The sequence below is a fragment of the Kribbella deserti genome, from assembly GCF_042434725.1.
Lineage (GTDB): Bacteria > Actinomycetota > Actinomycetes > Propionibacteriales > Kribbellaceae > Kribbella > Kribbella deserti.
Genome location: NZ_JBHLTC010000018.1, coordinates 122,999 through 143,265 on the forward strand (window position 1 = coordinate 122,999; position 20,267 = coordinate 143,265).

Here is a 20,267-nt window from a genome sequence, read left to right on the forward strand (position 1 = left end):
GGTAGCTTCGTCCGGCCGGTTCGAGGTTTCCGCCGTAGGTCGGGCGGTCTCCGGTGCGGAGCTGGTGTCTCCGGCGCGGGACCGGCGCCCTTTGGTGCGGCGCGGTTCGTCACTGGTGCCGGTGTCGGCGCCGGGTGTCGGCGCCGGGTGCGGGGTCGGGTGCGGGTGCCTGGTTCGTTTGGGGCGTGCTGATGCGGTGTGTGCCGTTGTGGTCGACGCGGTACACGGTGCCGTTGCGGGTGACCCATTGGATGGCGCCGTCGGGCAGGCGCTGGTACCGCCATCCGCCGAAGGTTTTCGCCCGGTGTGGCGTGCGGGGTAACGGGCCGAGGTTGGCCAGGCTGGTTTGGCCGGGTGGACCGTTGTTGTCGTAAGGCTGGATGTGGTCCAGGTCGGTGCGCAGTGTCGTTTCCGCGTTCGACCACGGGAACGGGCTTACTGGATACATCAATCGGACCCGTTCGCGGATCCGTTGCGGGATCTCGTATTGGTCCACGCTGACGTTGTGGCGTAGATCGATCACTGGTTTCACGATCACTTTGTCGTGGCCGAGCAACTCGCGCATTTGTGTGGCCAGCATCGGCTCGTAACCCTCCACCCGGACCACGCCTTGTCCTGTTGCCAAGGTCTGATCACTCAAGAACACGTAGACATGGTGAACCCCGCCCGCGCCGCCACTCCCGGAGCCGCCGGTAATGCCGGAGCTGCGGGAGCTGCCGGTGGTGGTGGCGGTGGTGGTGGTGCGATCGGCGCGCGCTGCGGCGCGATCCTGTGCCCGGGCCCGCTCCTTCACCTCGGCCAACCGCTGCGCCAAGTCATCCGCACTCACCGGCCCTCGCCCACCCACCGGCGAAGGCCCAGTCCCAGGCGACGGCGGTGGGGGCGGGACAGTCCCGCGTCCGGAATCAGCCCCGCGGGCCCGCCCGGAATCAGGACCGGGACCGGGGTCGCCGTCGTGACCCGTGGCGAGGTCGAGGTCAGGGTAAGTGTCGGGGTGAACACCAGGATCGGAGCCGGGACCGGGTCCAGCCCCGAGGTCAGCCCCGAGGTCAGCCCCGAGGTCAGCCCCGAGGTCGCGGTCGGGGTAGGTCTCGGGATCCAGGTCGGGGTCCCTGTCCGGCGTGGAGTCGGGAGCGGGTGGGGTGGCGGCGGTGTTTGCGTAGTTCCAGGACGGCTCGGGGGTCGGCGAGCCAGCCCAGTGCTTTGGCGCGGCGCTCGTCCAGGCCGTCCGGGTCGCCCAATACGGCCAGGGTCTCGGCGATGTCTTGGATCGCGGCGTCGAAACGTGCGATGTCGCCGGCTGAGGCGCGCACCGCGGCGGTTTTCGTACCGTGGTTGTCGGACCGGCCGATCCATACTCCGCGCGACCGTGCCGCCACCTCTGCGGCCGTCTTCGCCAGTTCTGGGTCGGCTTCCATGACCGCGGCCCGCACCAGTCTCATCAGGCGTCGTGGTGTTAGTGAGTTCACCAGCGATTCCACTCGTGCATCCACTACCGCGGCTGCTTCCACCGACAGTGACATGCAGGCTCGTGCGATCCGCCGCGCCCGCCATGGCACCGCTTCCCCGGCCATCACCCGCGCCCAGGTGCGCGGCAACCGGTACTGCAACGACAACACTTCACCGACCAGATCCGACGCAGTCCCCGGTGACAACCCGAAACGGCACCCCAGCTCCAGCACCGCGAACTCGCCCACCCCCGGGCATCCCTCACCGCCGTACACCTTCAACCGCTCCGAGGCCACCACCGTCTCCGGCAACCCGCCACCACCTGCGCCGCTGGCGGGAGGGTCGAGTTCGGTGTGGTGATGGGCATAAGCCGATACCGCCGCCAGGAACCGTGCATCGGCCAGATCCCGCACCGTGCACGACTCATCTCCGACGGACAGGATCTCGTCAGGTGGAAGGCGTACCAACTCGGCGAACATGCGGCTGATTCTACTCGAACACATGTTCGACACCAAACCGGAAAGGCCTTATTTACAAGGCGAAACGCCCTCGCGTCACGCAGGCAGAGTGCTCCCTGCGGAGAAGGTACCGATCCCACGCAGGCCCGGCACAACAACCCCCGGGCCTGTGGACAAGCTCAATAAGACGCGCCGTAGGCCCTTCGTCAGACTGAACAGAACTCCCAGCCGCCGCGACCCGATCCGAATCGACTCGACGCAGTTGGTGGAGGTGACCAGGCTTGGCGCACCGGACACCTCCACAACGGCCCGCGCCCATCACACCAGCCGAACACCGGCACTTGCGCGCGAACCGAAACCCTTAACCGAACGGCGTTGCGGTTAGACCTCAGTCGTCAGCGGCGCGCAGTGCCCGCAGTACGTTGCCTCCGGCGAGTTTGGCCAGATCGGCGTCGGACCACTTCCGCTCCGCCAGCGCCTCGAACAGCACCGGGTACGACGCGACATCGGGCAACTCCGGCGGGAAGTCCGGGCAGCCGTCGTAGTCACCGCCGACACCGACATGGTCGATGCCGGCCACCTCGCGGACGTGCTCCACATGCCGAACCACCTCGTCGAGCGTCGCGGCCGGCGGTTCGACGCCGAACTTCTCCCGCAACGCCGCCATCGAGGTCGGCGGTGGCGCCGCGTCGCTGCCGGTCATCTCCGCGACCCAGTCCACCAGTCGCTGCGAGACGAACATCGGCACGAACGTCACCATGCAGACACCGTCGTTCGCCGCCAGGGAGGTCAGCACGTCATCGGGCACGTTGCGCGGTACGTCGCAGATCGCCCGGGCCGACGAATGGCTGAAGATGACGGGTTTGCTGGTCACGCGCAGCGCGTGCCGCATCACGTCCGCCGACACGTGCGACAGGTCGACCAGCATGCCGATCCGGTTCATCTCGGCCACCACCTGCTCGCCGAACTCGCTCAGTCCACCGAGCACGGGCTCGTCGGTGGCGGAGTCGGCCCAGGGCAGGTTGTCGTTGTGGGTGAGCGTCATGTACCGAACGCCGAGCGTGCGCATCATCCGCAGCACGCCGAGCGAACCGTCGATCGACTGGCCGCCCTCCATGCCCATCAGCGACGCGACCTGGCCCGCGCGGAAGGCCGTCTCGACGTCGTCCGCGCTGACGGCCAGCCGCAGCCGGTCCGGGAACCGCTCGACCAGCCGGTAGACGAAGTCGATCTGCTCCAGCGTCCGGTGCACCGCCTCGGCCTGCGGTTTCGGTGGCACCCACAACGACCAGAACTGGGCGCCGACCTGACCCGCGGCCAGCCTGGGCAGATCGGTGTTCAGCCCCGGTACGTCGCCACCGAGATCGATCTTGTCGAGGTCGTACCCGCACAGCTCGTACATCGCGATCGGCAAATCGTTGTGCCCGTCGACCAAGGGGTGATCCCGCAACAGCCGGCTGATCCGCTCACTCGTCACCGGCCCATCCTGTCACCGGCGGCGAACGGTGGCGTGGCGAGACCCGGCGACTCAGGGGTTGGGTTGGCCGCGTGGTGAGACCCGGCGGCGGGCCAGGGCCCGGTGATCGGCGACAATGTCACGGTGAGTTCTCCAGATGGCTTTGATCGATTGCGCTTCGACGCCGCCGGGCTGATCCCCGCGGTGATCCAGCAGTTCGACACCCGCGAGGTGCTGATGGTCGGCTGGATGGACGCGGAGGCCGTGCGCCGTACCGCGGCCACCGGTCGCACCACGTTCTGGTCGCGCAGCCGTCAGGAGTACTGGGTCAAGGGTGAGACCAGCGGTCATCACCAGCACGTGCAGCAGGTGCTGGTGGATTGCGACGCCGACACCCTGCTGGTCCTGGTGGATCAAGTCGGCCCGGCCTGCCACACCGGCACCCACAGTTGTTTCGAGCACGGCGAGATCAAGGTGACCGCATGACCACCACGGCAGGACCCGTTACCCCCGACCTGGACACCTTCCGCGAGTATGCGAAGGACCGCCGGGTCATTCCGGTGATCAGGCGGCTGCTCGCCGACGCGGAGACCCCGATCGGCGTTTACGGCAAGCTCGCGGCCGAGCGCCAGGGCACGTTCCTGCTGGAGTCGGCCGAGCACGGCCTGTGGTCGCGGTACTCGTTCATCGGCGTGCGATCCGCCGCCACGTTGACCGAACGCGACGGCCAGGCCCGCTGGACCGGCAACCCGCCCGTCGGCCTGCCCGAAACCGGCGATCCGCTGCAGGTGCTTCGAGAGACCCTCGAGGTGCTGCACACGCCACGTCTGCCAGGTCTGCCGCCGTTGACCGGTGGCATGGTCGGCTTCCTCGGGTACGACGCGGTCCGCCGGCTGGAGAAGTTGCCGGATACAACAACCGACGACCTCGGCTTGCCCGAGCTGACCTTCCTGCTCGCGACCGACCTCGCGGCACTGGACCACGAGACCGGCGAGATCTGGCTGATCGCGAACGCCATCAACTGGGACGACTCCGACGAGCGGGTGGACGAGTCCTACGCGGACGCCGTCAGCCGGCTCGACGCGATGCAGGCCGATCTCGCCCAGCCCACCCCGTCGTACGTCGTACAGGCCGATCGCGACCGGCAGGCCGATCCGCACCGGCAGCGCACCAGCGCCGAGTACCGCGAGGCGGTGGAGCACGCGAAGGAGGAGATCCGCGCGGGCGAGGCCTTCCAGATCGTCGTGTCGCAGCGGTTCGAGCTGGCCACGAGTGCCTCCGCGCTGGACATCTACCGTGTGCTGCGCAGATCGAACCCGAGTCCGTACATGTACCTGGTCCGGCTGGACGGTTTCGATATCGTCGGGTCCAGCCCCGAGGCCCTGGTGAAGGTGACCGGCAACAAGGTGATCCTGCACCCGATCGCGGGAACCCGGCCGCGCGGCGCCGATCCGGAAGAGGATCACGAGCTCGAGGAAGAGCTCAAGGCCGACGCGAAGGAACGCGCCGAGCACCTCATGCTGGTCGACCTCGGCCGCAACGACGTAGGCCGGGTCTGCGCGCCCGGTACGGTCGAGGTGGTCGACTTCATGGACGTACGGCGCTACAGCCACGTGATGCACCTGGAATCGACCGTGACGGGCCGGCTGGCCGCCGACAAGACCAGCTTCGACGCGTTGTGCGCGGCCTTCCCGGCCGGAACGCTGTCGGGCGCTCCGAAGCCGCGGGCCATGCAGATCATCGACAAGCTCGAGGTCAGCCGCCGCGGCGTCTACGGCGGTGTGGTCGGCTATCTCGACTTCGCCGGTGACGTCGACACGGCTATCGCGATTCGTACAGCCGTGCTGCGCGGCGGTACGGCGTACGTGCAGGCGGGTGCGGGCATCGTGGCGGACTCCGACCCGGCCGCCGAGGACGCCGAATGCCGGAACAAGGCGGCAGCGGTGCTCAACGCCGTCGCGGTCGCCGGCACCTTCACGTCCCTATGAAGTCGCAACGCCTGGTCGACCTGTTGGTCCTCGTTGGAGCCGCCTTGCTCGCCTTGGCGGCCTATCTGACCTGGACCACGGCCGATCCCGGCAACGGCCGTGAGGTTGTCACCCTGGCCGGGAAGGACGTCACCAAGGCGCCGATCACGATCGCGCTGGCATCGGTGGTGGCGCTGGTCGTCGTTCGCCTGGCCGGTACAGCGATGCGCCGGATTCTGTCCGGGCTCGTCGCGGTCCTTGGCGCGGCGGCGATTCTGGTCGCGACCCAGGTGCGGCCGTCGTCCGCGGAGCTGGCCCGGCTACGTCCGGCGCTCAGCGAAGTCGTCACCGATCACGTCACCGTGAGTACGGGAGCGGCGCCCTGGCCGGCACTGGCCGGAGGTGTCGCGCTCGTTGTGGCGGGCATGCTCGGAGTGCTGACCGCGCACCGTTGGCGAGGACCGACGGCGCGTTACGAGCGTCCAGGTGACGGCGTCGCAGGCGGGACACCGGCCGATCAGTGGAAGGCGATCGACGCGGGTGAGGACCCGACTGCCTGAACGAAGAGCACTACCGCCACAATAGGTCGGGACGACCACGAGGAGCAGGCCACGATGGACAAGGCAGCGGAGCAGACAGTGACTACCCCGGCTAGCACGCCCACCGAAGACGCACATGACCACCACGGCAACACGCCCGCGGCCTGGACCGCCGTGGTCATCTTGCTGATCGCCTTCACCCTGGGCGCGATCGCGATCGTGCTCGGACCGAACTGGGTGCTGTTCTGGGCCTCCGTGGCGCTGGCTGCTGTCGGCGCGCTGATCGGCAAGGTGCTGCAGCTACTCGGCTTCGGCACGAGCAGGCATTGAGGACTGGGGACCAGATGAGCGTTCTCGACGAGATCATGGCCGGGGTCCGCGAGGACCTCGAGGAGCGTCAGGCGAAGGTCAGTCTTGATGACCTGAAGGCCCAGGCGCACCGGATGCCCGACGCGAAGGACCCGATGCCCGCGTTCCGGGGCGACGGAATCTCGATCATCGCCGAGGTGAAGCGGTCGAGCCCGTCCAAGGGCGCGCTGGCCGACATCGCCGATCCGGCCGCGCTGGCGGGGGAGTACGCCGCCGGCGGTGCCGCCGCGATCAGCGTGCTGACCGAAGGACGGCGCTTCGGTGGCAGCCTGGACGACCTGCGCCAGGTGCGCGGCCGGGTCGACGTACCGGTGCTGCGCAAGGATTTCATCGTGTCCTCCTACCAGCTGTGGGAGGCCCGCGCGGCCGGTGCCGACATGGCGCTGCTGATCGCGGCCGCGCTCGAGCAGGAGGCGCTCGTCTCGCTGATCGAGCGGGCCGTCTCGATCGGGCTCACCCCGCTGGTCGAGGTGCACGACGAGGAGGAGACCCGGCGTGCGGTGGACGCCGGCGCGGTCCTGATCGGCGTGAACAACCGCAACCTGAAGACGCTCGACGTCGACCGCTCCACGTTCGGCCGGCTGGCACCGCTGATCCCGTCGAACCTGGTCCGGGTGGCGGAGTCGGGTGTGCGCGGGCCGCATGATGTAATCGAATTCGCGCGCGCCGGGGCCGATGTCGTCCTCGTCGGTGAAACCCTGGTGACCGGCCGCGATCCTCGCGCCTCGGTCGCCGATCTCGTCGCTGCGGGATCGCACCCCGCCATCCAGCAGCGTCACTAAGACGACGTAGGACCCCTGCCCTGCTGGGACAGGGGTCCACTGGAAGGCGAACCACGATGACTGCTGTCTTGCCCGATCAGCTCGGGCACTTCGGCCGCTTCGGCGGCAGGTTCATGCCGGAGGCCCTGATCGGGCCGCTCGATGAACTGACACAGGCGTGGCAGGAGGCGATGGCCGACAAGGCCTTCACCGACGAGTTCGAGCGCATGCTGCGCGAGTACGCCGGCACCCCCAGCCTGCTGTACGACGCCACCCGGCTGTCGCAGGTGGCCGGCGCGCGGATCCTGCTCAAGCGCGAGGACCTCAACCACACCGGCGCGCACAAGGTGCGCAACGTGCTCGGCCAGGCGCTGCTCACCAAGCGCATGGGCAAGACCCGCGTGATCGCCGAGACCGGCGCCGGCCAGCACGGCGTCGCCACCGCGACGGCCTGCGCCTATCTGGACCTCGAATGCGTGGTTTACATGGGCGAGGTCGACACCGAGCGCCAGGCCCTGAACGTGGCCCGGATGAAGCTGCTCGGCGCCGAGGTCATCCCGGTGAAGACCGGTAGCCGCACGCTGAAGGACGCGATCAACGAGGCCCTGCGCGACTGGGTCGCCAGCGTCGACGACACCCACTACCTGCTCGGTACGGCGGCCGGCGGCCATCCGTTCCCGGCGATGGTCCGTGACTTCGTCCGCGGTATCGGCGACGAAGCCCGGGCGCAGTCGCTCGAACTGCTCGGCAAGTTGCCCGACGCGGCCGTCGCCTGTGTAGGCGGCGGATCCAACGCGATCGGCCTGTTCGCGGCGTTCGTTCCCGACACCGAGGTCAAGCTGTACGGCATCGAGGCCGGCGGCGACGGGTACGACACCGGCCGGCACGCCGCCACGATCACGGCGGGCCAGGTCGGCGTACTGCACGGCGCCCGTTCGTACCTGCTGCAGGACGAGGACGGCCAGACCATCGAGTCGCACTCGATCTCGGCCGGACTGGACTATCCCGGCGTCGGCCCGGAGCACGCGTGGCTGGCGGAGACCGGCCGGGCGTCGTACCGGCCGGTGACGGATGCTGCCGCGATGGAGGCGTTCCGCCTGCTGGCGCGGACCGAGGGCATCATTCCCGCGATCGAGTCGGCGCACGCGATCGCCGGCGCGCTGGAGATCGCCAAGGAGCTGGGGCCGCAGGCAACCATTCTGGTGAACCTGTCCGGTCGTGGCGACAAGGACATGGACACGGCCGGCGAGTGGTTCGGCCTGATCGACGCCGCAGCAGCCAAGGCCGACCAGGTAGGAGCGTCCCAGGTATGAGCGACATGATTGCCCTGGGCAACGCCGGGGCCGCGATCCGCAAGGCGAACGACGAAGGCCGCGCCGCGCTGGTGGCGTATCTACCGGCCGGCTACCCGACGTACGACGGTGGCGTGGACGCGCTGAAGGCGCTGGTCGACGGTGGCGCCGACGTGATCGAGATCGGCCTGCCGTACAGCGATCCGGTGATGGACGGCGTGACCGTGCAACGGGCCACCGAGAAGGCCCGCGCCAACGGCCTGCGTACCAAGGACGTGCTGCGCACGGTCGAGGCCGTCGCGGCCACCGGTATTCCGACCCTGGTGATGACGTACTGGAACCCCATCGAGCGGTACGGCGCCCACGCGTTCGCGCGCGATCTGGCCGCCGCCGGGGGAGCCGGCCTGATCACGCCCGACCTGATCCCGGACGAGGACGCCGAGTGGAACGCGGCCGCCGACAAGGAGAACCTGGACAAGGTCTACCTGGTCTCGCCGTCGTCCACCGACAAGCGGATCGCCCTCACCACCCAGGCCTGCCGTGGTTTCGTTTACGCCACGGCCGTGATGGGTGTCACCGGAGCGCGCGAGGTCACCTCGGAACTGGCCCCGGTACTGGTGGCCCGGACCAAGGCGACCACCGATCTTCCGGTGGGCGTCGGCCTCGGCGTTTCCAACGCGGACCAGGCCGCCCAGATCGCGTCGTACGCCGATGCGGTCATCGTCGGCTCGGCGTTCGTGAAGGTGCTGGAGGCCGGTGCGGGCCCGGCCGGTGTGCGATCGCTCACGGAGAGCCTGGCGGAGGGCGTTCGCCGGGAACCCAGGACCACGGCCGCACGTTAGACGCGTCGTGAGTCGAACCAGGAGTGCGGTCGTCCTACTGGCCGCGGTGACGCTGCTTGCCCTCGCCGGGTGCGGGGGCGGCGGCGGTCAATCCGCCGACAACCCCGGCGGAGCGGTGATCCGTACCCCGAAGTCCGACCCGAACGGCTTGCGCGGAGCGACGCTGGACCGGCCGTATGTGATGCCGGCCAGCTCGCTCACCGATACAGCCGGCAACGAGTTCAACCTGGTCACTTCGACGAAGAAGCCGGTCACGCTGGTGTTCTTCGGTTATACGAACTGCCCGGACGTCTGCAACACCGTGCTGGCCGATATCGCCTCCGCGCTGACCAAGCTCGACGACTCCGTGCGGGACCAGGTGCAGATGATCTTCATCACCACCGATCCGGCCCGCGACGACGGCCCGGCCATTCGCAAATACCTGGACCGGTTCGATCCGTCGTTCGTCGGGCTGACCGGCTCGCTGGACAAGATCAAAACGATCGCGCAGAAGATCGGCGTACCGGTCGAGGGCATGAAGAAACTGCCGTCGGGCGGTTACGAGGTCGGCCACGGCGCGCAGACCCTCGGCTTCGGCAAGGACGACAAGGCCTCGGTGCTGTGGCTGTCGAACGCCGCGATCGGTGATCTGTCCCATGATCTCGGCCAACTCGTGGAACGGAACCGATGACGGCTCGATTCGGCTGGCAGCCGTGGTTCTCCACACTGGCCAGGTTGGTGCTCGGCGCGGTGATGCTGGTCGCGGGCGCGCTGAAAATCGGTGATCCCGAGCAGAGCCGGCTGGCCGTCGCCGCCTACGAGTTGTTGCCCAAGGCACTCGAACAGCCGATCGGCTGGGGCCTGCCGTTTGTTGAGGTCGCGATCGGATTGTTGCTGATCGTCGGGTATGGCACCCGGGCGGCGGCGGCGGTGAGTGCTGTACTGATGGTGGTGTTCATCGCCGCGGTGGCCTCCGCCTGGGCTCGCGGTCTGGCGATCGACTGCGGCTGCTTCGGCGGCGGCGGAAAGGTCGCACCCGGCCAGACCAAGTACCTGCAGGAGATCCTGCGCGACCTTGGTCTGCTGGCGCTGGCGGTCTGGTTGTGGTTCCGCCCGCGTAGCCGGTTCTCGCTGGACCCCCGGACCGCTGAGTAATTTTGTTGCCTCGACAGGAGAAGGAACGCCGTGAGCAAGTCCCGTAAAGCCGAACTGCTGACTCCGCCGAAGAAGCGGCGGATCACGCCGGGTGTGGTGGTGCTGGTCGTGCTGTTGCTCGTGCTGGCCGGCGGTGTCGGCGTGCAGTACTGGCGCAGCAACTCGGGCGTCTCCGTCGAGAACGCGGACGCGCCGGAACCCGCCGTGATCACGGGGCCGGGCACCGATGGCCAGGGCGTCACCTTCGGGAAGGCCGACGCGAAGACCACGATCGAGGTGTACCTCGACTTCCGCTGCCCGCACTGCAAGGAGTTCGAGGACGAGGCCGGCGAGGCCATCAACAAGTACATCGACGAGGGCCGCGCCAAGGTCACCTACTGGCCGATGGACTTCGTCAGCAAGGACAACTCGCCCCGGATCGCGAACGCCTGGGGTTGCGCCGCCGCCCAGGGCAAGGCCCGCAGCTACAGCGACGAGATCTTCCGCAGCTTCGAGAAGTCCTGGACCGAGGAGCAGCTGCTCGCGCTCGGCAAGGCGCTGAAGATCGACAACGCCGACTTCAACAAGTGCGTCACCGAGAATGGCCAGGCCAAGTGGATCGAGTCGATCCAGACCGCCTCCCAGCAGCGTGGCATCGAGTCCACCCCGACGGTCTTTGTCAACGGCAAGAAGATCGACGCCAGCGCACAAGCCCTCCAGGTCGCCGTCGCGGCCGCGTCCTGATCTCGAGTCCCCATCGTGACCACGATTCGGTGGTCAGGTGGAATCGTGGTCGAGTAGCGTTCCTGCTGCCATGTCTACTCAGCTGACCGCCGTGCTTGTTCCGGCCTTCATTCCCAGTCCAAGCCAAGGCGTGTGGGAGCTCGGCCCGCTGCCGCTGCGCGGTTATGCCCTGTGCATCCTGCTCGGCATCTTCGCCGGTTATCTGCTCGGCAAGCGCCGATGGGTCGCTCGCGGCGGCAAAGCCGAGGTGGCCGGTGACATGGTCATGTGGGCGGTGCCGTTCGGCCTGGTCGGCGCGCGGATCTACCACGTGCTGACCGACTACCAGCTCTACTTCGGTGACGGCCGGAACCCGGTCGACGCGCTGAAGATCTGGAACGGCGGGCTCGGTATCTGGGGCGGCGTGGCCTTCGGCGCGCTCGGCGCCTGGATCGCCTGCCGCCGCCACGGCGTCCCGTTCCTCGCGATGGCCGACGCCTTCGCGCCGGGCGTCGCGCTCGCTCAGGCGATCGGCCGCTGGGGCAACTGGTTCAACCAGGAGCTCTTCGGTGGCCCGACCACCCAGCCGTGGGGCCTGGAGATCGACCTGGCCCACCGGCCCGAGGGCTACGAGCAGTTCGCGACGTTCCACCCGACGTTCCTGTACGAATTCCTCTGGAACCTCGGCGTGGTCGCGCTGGTGATTCTGGTGGACCGTCGTTACAAGCTCGGGCATGGCCGCGCGTTCGCGTTGTACGTCGCGGGCTACACGCTGGGCCGCGGCTGGATCGAGTACATGCGCATCGACACGGTCAACCACGTCTTCGGCCTGCGCCTGAACGTGTGGACCTCGATCATTCTCTTCATCGCCGCCATCGCCTACTTCGTCATCAGCCTCCGCCGCCGCCCCGGCCAGGAAGACCTCACCGCCCTCCCCGACGGTGATTCCGGCTCCGGAAGCGCAGCCGCAACCGCGGCCGATGCTGATGCTGACGCTGACGCCGAGACGGCGACCTCCGCAGACGACGACACCTCTGCGTCCGCCGCCGCCGACGACACCGAGGCCGCCACGGACATGGAAAAGCCCGCCACCGCCCCGGCCTCCGCCGACGCCACTGAGGCCGACAACTCCGCAGAGCCCCAGGCCGACGTACCCGCCGATCCGAAAGCCGATGGCGGGGATGTGAAGGCGCCGGGCGATGGGGCTCGTGCCTGATCGCGATACCGAGGGGCATACCCACCGCGATGTGAACGGTGGGTGGCTGCGGCCCGCGGTTTTCGGCGCGATGGACGGGCTGGTCTCGAATTTCGCGCTGATCGCGGGCATGGACGGCGGTACCAGCCCGGGCTCGAAGGTGGTCGTGCTGGCCGGACTCGCGGGTCTGGTCGCGGGCGCGTTCTCGATGGCGGCGGGGGAGTACACGTCGGTCGCGAGCCAGCGCGAACTGGCCCGGGCCGAGATCGAGGTCGAACGCCGCGAGATCCGCAACCACCCGACCTACGAGGAACGCGAACTCGCCGAAACCTACGAGGCGAAAGGCCTGGACCCCGCGCTGGCGGGCGAGGTCGCGCACCAGTTCCACGCGAACCCGGACCAGGCCCTCGAGGAACACGTCCGCGAGGAACTCGGCATCAATCCCAACGACCTGCCGAATCCGGTCGTCGCGGCGGCATCGTCGTTCATCTGCTTCGCCGTAGGCGCCTTCCTGCCGTTGCTGCCGTACCTGCTCGGCGCGGGCGACGTGATCCCCGCGATGATCGTCTCCCTGCTGGCCCTGTTCGGCTGCGGCGCCCTCGTCAGCCGCGTGACCACCCGCTCCTGGTGGTACTCCGGCCTGCGCCAGCTTCTCCTGGGCGGCGCCGCAGCCGCCGTCACCTACGCCATCGGCTCCCTAGCCGGCACCACCCTCGGCTAACGCCGTCTTGGTGAGCCCACTGGACAAAAATCGTCCGCGAAAATGTCCAGTGGACTCACCAAGGCGAGGTTGTCCACAGGGGGACTGCAGCGAGCTGCGGCGGGGAGGTGGAGCGGCGAGAATTCAGGGATGCGACGGCTGGAACCGGCGGTTCGCGAGCGCCTCCTCGCCGGAATCAACCGCCCGCGGCGCCGCGACGATCTACTGCGGCTAGGGCTGACCGATGGTGACCTCAAGCGGCTGGTGCGGAATCGCACCCTGCAACGTTTCTGGAAGTGGTACGTCGACGGCACGTTCGACCCCGAAGCCGCGCGGGTTCTCTGCGCATTGAGCTCTTACCCCGGCGCGGTGCTCAGCCACTTCACCGCCGCACGGCTGGCCGGACTCCGCACCTGGACGAGGCACGACACAAGCGAAAAGCCGGTCTGCCTCACCCGAACCCGGCGTTTCGGACGCCGTAGCCACGGTCCGGACCTGGCGCTTCGAGTCGCTCGCCTGGATCTCGGCGACCTCAGGCGGTTCCGCGTTGCCGGTCCGGACGACCCGCTGGCCTGTCTGGACGGCGCGCCGATGACCGCTCCAGCCCGGACCGTCGTGGACCTCGCCAGGCAGCTCCCGCTGGCCGAAGCGCTGGTCACGGTCGACCATGCGCTTGCTCTCATGGTCGGCCGTGACGAACTCGAGAACGTTCTCGACCGGCAATGCGGCTGGCCGGGCGTGCAAGCGGCCAGGCAGGCCATCGGTCTAGGGGATCCGCAGTCGGAGTCGGTGCTGGAGTCGATCGCGCGGGCGGTGTTCGCCGAGGCGGGTCTGCCCGCGCCGGTGCTGCAAGCGCAGTTCTTCGACGGCGAACGGTGGACGCCGGAGCGTACCGACTTCTGGTGGCCGCAGTTCCGGACGCACGCGGAGGCGGATGGCCTGGCCAAGTTCGAGGCGGCGACCCCGGCGGAGCGTAGGCGATTGCACCGGGCCGCCTTCGTCCGTGAACAGCGCCTTGCCGCCCACGGCGCGGAACTCGTGCGCTTCGGCTGGGAGGACGCAGTTCATGAACCGGCAGACCTGGTCCGCCGCCTTCGGCAGGCGTTCGCTCGCGGCCTCCGCCGCACAGGCCCTCCGATCCGCTGGCGCGTCGCGCCGCCGGGATTCGAGGCGTCTTGGTGAGCCCACTGGACATAATTCGGCCGGAAGAATGTCCAGTGAACTCACCAAGACGGCGCAGAACAGCGGTGCGGAAAGGGTTACTGAGGGGTACGGCGCGGAGGGCTGGGGTGGGATGGCAGTCCACGGGTTGGGCGGTATGGGGTAATCTCAGTACTCCCGGCTTGGGCCAATGTTGTCCCGCGGCCAGTTGTTGACCGTAGGACGACGGGAGCCCCCTGAATGTTTGGTCCCCTGCCGCGTGAGGGTCTCTACGACGGAAAGCACGAGCACGACGCCTGTGGTGTCGCGTTCGTCGCCACTTTGACCGGCGAGCCCAGCCACGACATCGTCGCGAAGGCGCTCACCGCACTGCGTAATCTCGAGCACCGAGGCGCCTCGGGCGCCGAGCCCGACTCCGGTGACGGTGCGGGCATTCTGCTGCAGATCCCGGACAAGTTCTTCCGCAAGGTCTGCGATTTCGAGCTGCCCGTCGCCCGGGCGTATGCCGCCGGTATGGCGTTCCTGCCCCAAGACGCCGAGGACGCCGCCAAGGCCGTCGCGCGGATCGAGGAACTGGCCGCCGAGGAGGACCTGCGCGTCGTCGGGTGGCGCGAGGTTCCGACCACGCCCGAGCTGCTCGGCAGCACCGCCCGCTCGGTGATGCCGCAGTTCCGCCAGCTGTTCGTGACCGCCGCGACCGGCCGGGTGCTGGGCATCGCGCTGGAGCGGATGGCGTTCCGGCTGCGCAAGCGGATCGAGCGCGAGACCGGCACGTACTTCCCGTCGCTGTCGAGCCGGACCATCATCTACAAGGGCATGCTGACCACCGACCAGGTGGACAAGTTCTTTCCCGAGCTGACCGATCCGGATCTCGCCTCGGCGATCGGCATCGTGCACTCGCGGTTCTCCACGAACACGTTCCCGTCCTGGCCGCTGGCCCACCCGTACCGGTACATCGCGCACAACGGCGAGATCAACACCGTGCAGGGCAACCGGAACTGGATGCGGGCCCGCGAGGCGCTGCTGGCCAGTGACGTGATCCCGGGCGATCTGGAGCAGGTCTTCCCGATCTGTACGCCGGACGCATCGGACTCGGCGTCGTTCGACGAGGTACTGGAGCTGCTGCACCTGGGCGGCCGCTCGTTGCCGCACGCGATGCTGATGATGATCCCGGAGGCCTGGGAGAACGCCACCACGATGGACCCGAAGCGCCGGGCCTTCTACGAGTTCCACTCCACCCTGATGGAGCCGTGGGACGGGCCCGCGTCGGTGGTGTTCAGCGACGGTACCCAGGTTGGCGCCGTACTGGACCGCAACGGCCTTCGCCCCTCGCGGTACTGGGTCACCGACGACGGCCTGGTCGTCCTGGCCTCCGAGGCGGGCGTGCTCGACATCGACCCGGCCAAGGTGGTCCAGAAGGGCCGGCTCGAGCCCGGCAAGATCTTCCTGGTCGACGTCGAGGAACACCGCGTCGTCACCGATGACGAGGTCAAGTCCGAGCTCGCCGCCCAGCACCCGTACGACGAATGGCTGCACGCCGGCCTGATCCGGTTCGAGGACCTGCACGAGCGCGAGCACGTGGTTCACAGCCACGCCTCGGTGGCTCGACGTCAGCAGGTCTTCGGTTACACCGAGGAAGAGCTGCGCGTCCTGGTCACGCCGATGGCGAAGCTGGGGACCGAGCCGATCGGGTCGATGGGTACCGACACCCCGATCGCGGTGCTGAGCGAGCGGCCGCGACTGCTGTTCGACTACTTCGCGCAGCTGTTCGCCCAGGTCACCAACCCGCCGCTGGACGCGATCCGTGAGGAACTGGTGACCTCGCTGTCCTCGTCGCTCGGGCCGGAGGCGAACCTGCTCAACCCGGGCCCGGCCTCGTGCCGTCAGCTGGTACTGCCGTTCCCGGTGCTGACCAACGACGAGCTGGCCAAGATCCGGCACATCAACCTGGACGGCGATCTGCCCGGCCTCGCGACCACCGTGCTGCGCGGCCTGTACGAGGTCGAGGGCGGGGGAGACGCGCTCGCGACCCGGCTGGACGAGATCTGCGCGGAGGCCTCGGCCGCCATCGCGGACGGCGCGCGCATCATCGTGCTGTCCGATCGGCACGCCACCGCGGAGAAGGCGCCGATCCCGTCGCTGCTGCTCACCGCTGCGGTCCACCATCACCTGGTCCGCGAGAAGACCCGCACCCAGGTCGGTCTGGTCGTCGAGGCCGGTGACGTTCGCGAGGTGCACCACGTCGCGCTGCTGATCGGGTACGGCGCTGCCGCCGTCAACCCGTACCTGGCGCTCGAGTCCGCCGAGGACCTCGCCCGGCGCGGAACGTACCTGCCCGGCATCGAGCCCGCGAACGCCGTGAAGAACCTGGTGAAGTCGCTCGGCAAGGGCGTGCTCAAGGTGATGTCCAAGATGGGCGTCTCCACCGTCGCGTCGTACACCGGTGCCCAGATCTTCGAGGCCACCGGTCTGTCCCCGGAGCTGGTCGACCGCTACTTCACCGGTACGTCGTCCAAGCTCGGTGGCGTCGGCCTCGACGTCATCGCGGAAGAGGTCCGCCAGCGGCACCTCAAGGCCTACCCGGCCGACGGCATCCTGCCGGCGCACCGGACGCTCGAGGTCGGTGGCGAGTACCAGTGGCGTCGCGAGGGCGAGCCGCACTTGTTCGATCCCGAGACGGTCTTCCGGTTGCAGCACTCCACCCGGACCGGGCGCTACGACATCTTCAAGCAGTACACCTCGCGCGTGGACGAGCAGTCCGAGCGCCTGATGACGCTGCGCGGCATGTTCGCCTTCAAGCCGGGACGGCAGTCCATCCCGATCGAAGAGGTCGAGCCGGTTTCGGAGATCGTCAAGCGGTTCTCCACCGGCGCGATGAGCTACGGCTCGATCAGCGCCGAGTCGCACCAGACCCTCGCGATCGCGATGAACCGGCTCGGCGCCAAGTCGAACACCGGTGAGGGTGGCGAGGACCCGGAGCGCTTGCACGACCCGGAGCTGCGCAGCTCGATCAAGCAGGTCGCGTCCGGCCGGTTCGGTGTCACCTCGGAATACCTGACGAACTCCGACGACATCCAGATCAAGATGGCCCAGGGCGCGAAGCCCGGCGAAGGTGGCCAGCTGCCGGGCCACAAGGTCTACCCGTGGGTGGCCAAGACCCGGCACTCGACGCCGGGTGTCGGCCTGATCTCGCCGCCGCCGCACCACGACATCTACTCGATCGAGGATCTGGCCCAGCTGATCCACGACCTGAAGAACGCGAACCCGTCGGCCCGCATCCACGTGAAGCTGGTCAGCGAGGTCGGCGTCGGTACGATCGCCGCCGGCGTTTCGAAGGCGCACGCGGACGTCGTACTCATCTCGGGTCACGACGGTGGTACGGGCGCCTCGCCGCTCACCTCGCTCAAGCACGCGGGTGGCCCGTGGGAACTCGGCCTGGCCGAGACCCAGCAGACCCTGTTGCTGAACGGCCTGCGCGACCGGATCGTCGTACAGACCGACGGCCAGCTGAAGACCGGCCGGGACGTTGTCATCGCGGCGCTGCTCGGCGCCGAGGAGTACGGTTTCGCCACCGCGCCGCTGGTGGTGTCGGGCTGCATCATGATGCGGGTCTGCCACCTGGACACCTGCCCGGTCGGCGTCGCCACCCAGAACCCGGTGCTGCGCGAGCGCTTCAGCGGTAAGCCCGAGTTCGTGGTGAACTTCTTCGAGTTCATCGCCGAAGAGGTCCGCGAGTACCTGGCCGAGCTCGGTTTCCGCACGCTGGACGAGGCGATCGGTCACGCCGAGGTCCTCGACATCACCCGCGCGGTGAACCACTGGAAGGCCGACGGGCTCGACCTGTCGCCGATCCTGCACGTGCCGGACCTGCCCGCGGGCGCGGCGCTGCACCGGACCACCGAGCAGGACCACGGTCTCGACAAGGCCCTCGACAACGAGCTGATCCGGATCTCCCAGCCGGCGCTCGAACGCGGTGAACCCGTGCGCGCGCAACTGGCGATCCGGAACGTGAACCGGACCGTCGGCACGATGCTCGGGCACGAGATCACCAAGCGCTACAAGGGTGAAGGCCTGCCCGACGGCACGATCGACCTGACCTTCACCGGGTCGGCGGGTAACTCGTTCGCGGCGTTCGTACCGAAGGGCGTGACACTGCGCCTGGAGGGTGACGCGAACGACTACGTCGGCAAGGGCCTGTCCGGCGGCCGGGTGGTGATCCGCCCCGACCGTTCGGCGACCTTCGCCGCGGCCGAGCAGATCATCGCCGGCAACGTCATCGCGTACGGCGCGACCGGTGGCGAGCTGTTCATCAACGGCGGCGCGGGCCAGCGGTTCTGCGTGCGCAACTCGGGTGCCACCGCCGTCGTCGAGGGCGTGGGTGACCACGCCTGCGAGTACATGACGGGTGGCCGCGTGGTCGTGCTCGGGCCGACCGGACGCAACTTCGCCGCCGGTATGTCCGGTGGTACGGCGCACGTGCTCGACCTCGAGCAGACCCTGGTCAACCCCGAACTGGTGGACCTGCTGCCGCTGACCGAGCACGAGAGCGAACTGCTGCACGACCTGGTCCGTCGCCACCACGAGGAGACCGGTTCGCCGCGCGCGGCCGAGCTGCTCACCGACTGGACCGCCACCGCGGGCCGGTTCACCACCGTGATGCCCCGCGACTACGCACGGGTGCTCGCCGCCAAAGCCGCAGCGGAGCGGGACGGGCTGGACGAGGCCGCCACCACCAAAGCGATGATGGAGGCCATCTGATGGCTGACCCGAAGGGATTCCTGACCACCCCGCGCGAGGTCGCGGATCGCCGCCCGGTCGGCGAGCGGGTGAACGACTGGAAAGAGGTCTATCCCGGTGGCGCGGGCAAGGCACTGCTGCCGATCATCGGCAAGCAGGCCGGCCGATGCATGGACTGCGGTATTCCGTTCTGCCACTCGGGCTGCCCGCTGGGCAACCTGATCCCGGAGTGGAACGACCTGGTCTGGCGCGACGACTGGACCGGCGCGATCGAGCGGTTGCACGCGACCAACAACTTCCCGGAGTTCACCGGGCGGCTGTGCCCGGCGCCGTGCGAACCGGCCTGCGTGCTCGGGATCAACCAGCAGCCGGTCACGATCAAAAACGTCGAGGTCGCCATCATCGACAAGGCCTGGGAAGCCGGTGACGTCCGGCCCCAGCCGCCGGAGTGGCTCACCGGTAAGACCATTGCCGTGGTCGGTTCCGGCCCGGCCGGTCTGGCCGTCGCCCAGCAGCTGACCCGCGCGGGTCACACCGTCGCGGTGTACGAGCGGGCCGACGCGCCCGGTGGTCTGCTGCGCTACGGCATTCCCGAGTTCAAGATGGAGAAGATCCAGGTCGAGCGCCGGATCCAGCAGATGAAGGAAGAGGGCACGGTCTTCCGTTCCGGCGTGAACGTCGGCGCGGACGTCACCGGGACCCAGCTCAAGCAGCGGTACGACGCCGTGGTGATCGCCACCGGCGCCACCGCGGCGCGGGATCTGCCGGTGCCGGGACGCGAGTTCGGCGGTATCCACCAGGCGATGGAGTACCTGCCGCAGGCCAACCGGATCGCGCTCGGCGAAACCGTCGACAACCAGATCGTTGCCACCGGCAAGGACGTGATCATCATCGGTGGCGGTGACACCGGCGCGGACTGCCTTGGTACGGCGATCCGCCAGGGTGCTCGCTCGATCACCCAGCTGGAGATCATGCCGCGGCCGACCGACGAGCGTCCGGCCGGTCAGCCCTGGCCGACGTACCCGATGATCTACCGGGTCGCCTCGGCACACGAGGAAGGTGGCGAGCGGGTCTACTCGGTCTCCACCAACGAGTTCGTCGCCGATGCCGAGGGCAACGTTTCGGGGCTGAAGCTGGTCGAGGTCGAGCTGGTCGACGGCCAGTTCACCCCGGTCGAGGGCAGCGAGCGGGAGATCCCGGCCCAGCTGGTGCTGCTCGCGATGGGCTTCACCGGCCCGGAGCGCGCGGGCTTCCTGGAGCAGCTTGAGGTCGAACTCGATGAGCGAGGCAACGTCAAGCGCGACAAGGCCTACCAGACCAGCGTGCCCGGCGTGTTCGCCTGTGGTGACGCGGGCCGTGGTCAGTCCCTGATCGTCTGGGCCATCGCCGAAGGCCGTTCCTGCGCCGCCGGCGTGGACGCCTTCCTCACCGGCTCGTCAACCCTGCCCACCCCGATCCCACCGACGGCCCGCCCACTGGTGGTCTGAGGTTCGTGGGCCAGTCGT

Annotated in this window: 18 protein-coding genes; 15 read left to right on the forward strand and 3 right to left on the reverse strand. The window is 68.6% G+C overall.

Translation table 11 applies throughout. The annotated features are described in order from the left end of the window. Positions 1-109: 109 nt before the first annotated feature. From ACFFGN_RS13950 to ACFFGN_RS13960, 3 genes are all read right to left on the reverse strand, one after another. On the reverse strand, positions 110-829 hold the full coding sequence (locus ACFFGN_RS13950) for a hypothetical protein (RefSeq protein WP_380047323.1): 720 nt from the start codon (positions 827-829) through the stop codon (positions 110-112). A 232-nt stretch (positions 830-1,061) separates the two neighbouring features. Then, positions 1,062-1,928 (reverse strand): DUF222 domain-containing protein, encoded by an 867-nt coding sequence (locus tag ACFFGN_RS13955; protein ID WP_380047325.1) that lies wholly within the window; start codon positions 1,926-1,928, stop codon positions 1,062-1,064. Between the two features lie 367 nt (positions 1,929-2,295). After that, a complete protein-coding gene (locus tag ACFFGN_RS13960; RefSeq protein ID WP_380047327.1) occupies positions 2,296-3,384 on the reverse strand; it encodes a dipeptidase in 1,089 nt (362 codons plus the stop codon). Between the two features lie 123 nt (positions 3,385-3,507). Between ACFFGN_RS13960 and hisI the strand changes: the two genes are divergently transcribed. The 15 genes from hisI to ACFFGN_RS14035 all read left to right on the forward strand — a co-directional run bounded on the left by hisI (position 3,508) and on the right by ACFFGN_RS14035 (position 20,249). Beyond that, complete coding sequence (hisI, locus tag ACFFGN_RS13965) at positions 3,508-3,849, forward strand: phosphoribosyl-AMP cyclohydrolase (protein WP_380047329.1); 342 nt, start codon at positions 3,508-3,510, stop codon at positions 3,847-3,849. Further along, entirely contained in the window at positions 3,846-5,351 is a 1,506-nt protein-coding gene (locus tag ACFFGN_RS13970; protein ID WP_380047332.1) for an anthranilate synthase component I, read from the forward strand. Before hisI ends, ACFFGN_RS13970 begins: the two co-directional genes overlap by 4 nt. Then, on the forward strand, positions 5,348-5,890 hold the full coding sequence (locus ACFFGN_RS13975; RefSeq protein ID WP_380047334.1) for a Trp biosynthesis-associated membrane protein: 543 nt from the start codon (positions 5,348-5,350) through the stop codon (positions 5,888-5,890). The genes ACFFGN_RS13970 and ACFFGN_RS13975 overlap by 4 nt, the downstream gene beginning before the upstream one ends. A gap of 21 nt (positions 5,891-5,911) precedes the next feature. Continuing rightward, positions 5,912-6,199 (forward strand): HGxxPAAW family protein, encoded by a 288-nt coding sequence (locus tag ACFFGN_RS13980; RefSeq protein WP_380048732.1) that lies wholly within the window; start codon positions 5,912-5,914, stop codon positions 6,197-6,199. A 14-nt stretch (positions 6,200-6,213) separates the two neighbouring features. Further along, positions 6,214-7,020: an indole-3-glycerol phosphate synthase TrpC gene (gene trpC, locus ACFFGN_RS13985; protein WP_380047336.1), complete on the forward strand. Its 807-nt coding sequence runs from the start codon at positions 6,214-6,216 to the stop codon at positions 7,018-7,020. A gap of 56 nt (positions 7,021-7,076) precedes the next feature. Then, positions 7,077-8,312: a tryptophan synthase subunit beta gene (gene trpB / locus ACFFGN_RS13990; protein ID WP_380047338.1), complete on the forward strand. Its 1,236-nt coding sequence runs from the start codon at positions 7,077-7,079 to the stop codon at positions 8,310-8,312. Next, complete coding sequence (trpA, locus tag ACFFGN_RS13995) at positions 8,309-9,133, forward strand: tryptophan synthase subunit alpha (RefSeq protein WP_380047340.1); 825 nt, start codon at positions 8,309-8,311, stop codon at positions 9,131-9,133. Before trpB ends, trpA begins: the two co-directional genes overlap by 4 nt. Positions 9,134-9,140: 7 nt before the next feature. Beyond that, positions 9,141-9,803, forward strand: a complete 663-nt coding sequence (locus tag ACFFGN_RS14000) for an SCO family protein (protein WP_380047342.1) — start codon at positions 9,141-9,143, stop codon at positions 9,801-9,803. Next, positions 9,800-10,267: a MauE/DoxX family redox-associated membrane protein gene (locus ACFFGN_RS14005; RefSeq protein ID WP_380047344.1), complete on the forward strand. Its 468-nt coding sequence runs from the start codon at positions 9,800-9,802 to the stop codon at positions 10,265-10,267. Before ACFFGN_RS14000 ends, ACFFGN_RS14005 begins: the two co-directional genes overlap by 4 nt. Before the next feature lie 30 nt (positions 10,268-10,297). Next, complete coding sequence (locus ACFFGN_RS14010; protein ID WP_380047346.1) at positions 10,298-10,990, forward strand: DsbA family protein; 693 nt, start codon at positions 10,298-10,300, stop codon at positions 10,988-10,990. A gap of 70 nt (positions 10,991-11,060) precedes the next feature. Further along, positions 11,061-12,185: a prolipoprotein diacylglyceryl transferase gene (gene lgt / locus ACFFGN_RS14015; RefSeq protein WP_380047348.1), complete on the forward strand. Its 1,125-nt coding sequence runs from the start codon at positions 11,061-11,063 to the stop codon at positions 12,183-12,185. Next, complete coding sequence (locus tag ACFFGN_RS14020; protein WP_380047350.1) at positions 12,169-12,885, forward strand: VIT1/CCC1 transporter family protein; 717 nt, start codon at positions 12,169-12,171, stop codon at positions 12,883-12,885. Before lgt ends, ACFFGN_RS14020 begins: the two co-directional genes overlap by 17 nt. A 129-nt stretch (positions 12,886-13,014) precedes the next feature. Further along, positions 13,015-14,046 carry a type IV toxin-antitoxin system AbiEi family antitoxin gene (locus ACFFGN_RS14025; RefSeq protein ID WP_380047352.1) on the forward strand — a complete coding sequence of 344 codons (1,032 nt, stop codon included), beginning with the start codon at positions 13,015-13,017 and terminating at the stop codon, positions 14,044-14,046. Between the two features lie 219 nt (positions 14,047-14,265). Further along, positions 14,266-18,783 (forward strand): glutamate synthase large subunit, encoded by a 4,518-nt coding sequence (gene gltB, locus ACFFGN_RS14030; RefSeq protein WP_380047354.1) that lies wholly within the window; start codon positions 14,266-14,268, stop codon positions 18,781-18,783. Further along, positions 18,783-20,249 (forward strand): glutamate synthase subunit beta, encoded by a 1,467-nt coding sequence (locus tag ACFFGN_RS14035; protein WP_380047356.1) that lies wholly within the window; start codon positions 18,783-18,785, stop codon positions 20,247-20,249. Before gltB ends, ACFFGN_RS14035 begins: the two co-directional genes overlap by 1 nt. Positions 20,250-20,267 lie beyond the last annotated feature (18 nt).

Bases quoted from the DNA above. Each gene is read 5' to 3' on its own strand.
- trpA (WP_380047340.1), top strand. From the start codon at position 8,309: ATGAGCGACATGATTGCCCTGGGCAACGCCGGGGCCGCGATCCGCAAG.
- ACFFGN_RS13955 (WP_380047325.1), bottom strand. From the start codon at position 1,928: ATGTTCGCCGAGTTGGTACGCCTTCCACCTGACGAGATCCTGTCCGTC.
- trpC (WP_380047336.1), top strand. From the start codon at position 6,214: ATGAGCGTTCTCGACGAGATCATGGCCGGGGTCCGCGAGGACCTCGAG.
- ACFFGN_RS14005 (WP_380047344.1), top strand. From the start codon at position 9,800: ATGACGGCTCGATTCGGCTGGCAGCCGTGGTTCTCCACACTGGCCAGG.
- ACFFGN_RS14025 (WP_380047352.1), top strand. From the start codon at position 13,015: ATGCGACGGCTGGAACCGGCGGTTCGCGAGCGCCTCCTCGCCGGAATC.
- lgt (WP_380047348.1), top strand. From the start codon at position 11,061: ATGTCTACTCAGCTGACCGCCGTGCTTGTTCCGGCCTTCATTCCCAGT.
- trpB (WP_380047338.1), top strand. From the start codon at position 7,077: ATGACTGCTGTCTTGCCCGATCAGCTCGGGCACTTCGGCCGCTTCGGC.
- ACFFGN_RS13975 (WP_380047334.1), top strand. From the start codon at position 5,348: ATGAAGTCGCAACGCCTGGTCGACCTGTTGGTCCTCGTTGGAGCCGCC.
- gltB (WP_380047354.1), top strand. From the start codon at position 14,266: ATGTTTGGTCCCCTGCCGCGTGAGGGTCTCTACGACGGAAAGCACGAG.
- ACFFGN_RS14020 (WP_380047350.1), top strand. From the start codon at position 12,169: ATGGGGCTCGTGCCTGATCGCGATACCGAGGGGCATACCCACCGCGAT.
- ACFFGN_RS13970 (WP_380047332.1), top strand. From the start codon at position 3,846: ATGACCACCACGGCAGGACCCGTTACCCCCGACCTGGACACCTTCCGC.
- ACFFGN_RS14035 (WP_380047356.1), top strand. From the start codon at position 18,783: ATGGCTGACCCGAAGGGATTCCTGACCACCCCGCGCGAGGTCGCGGAT.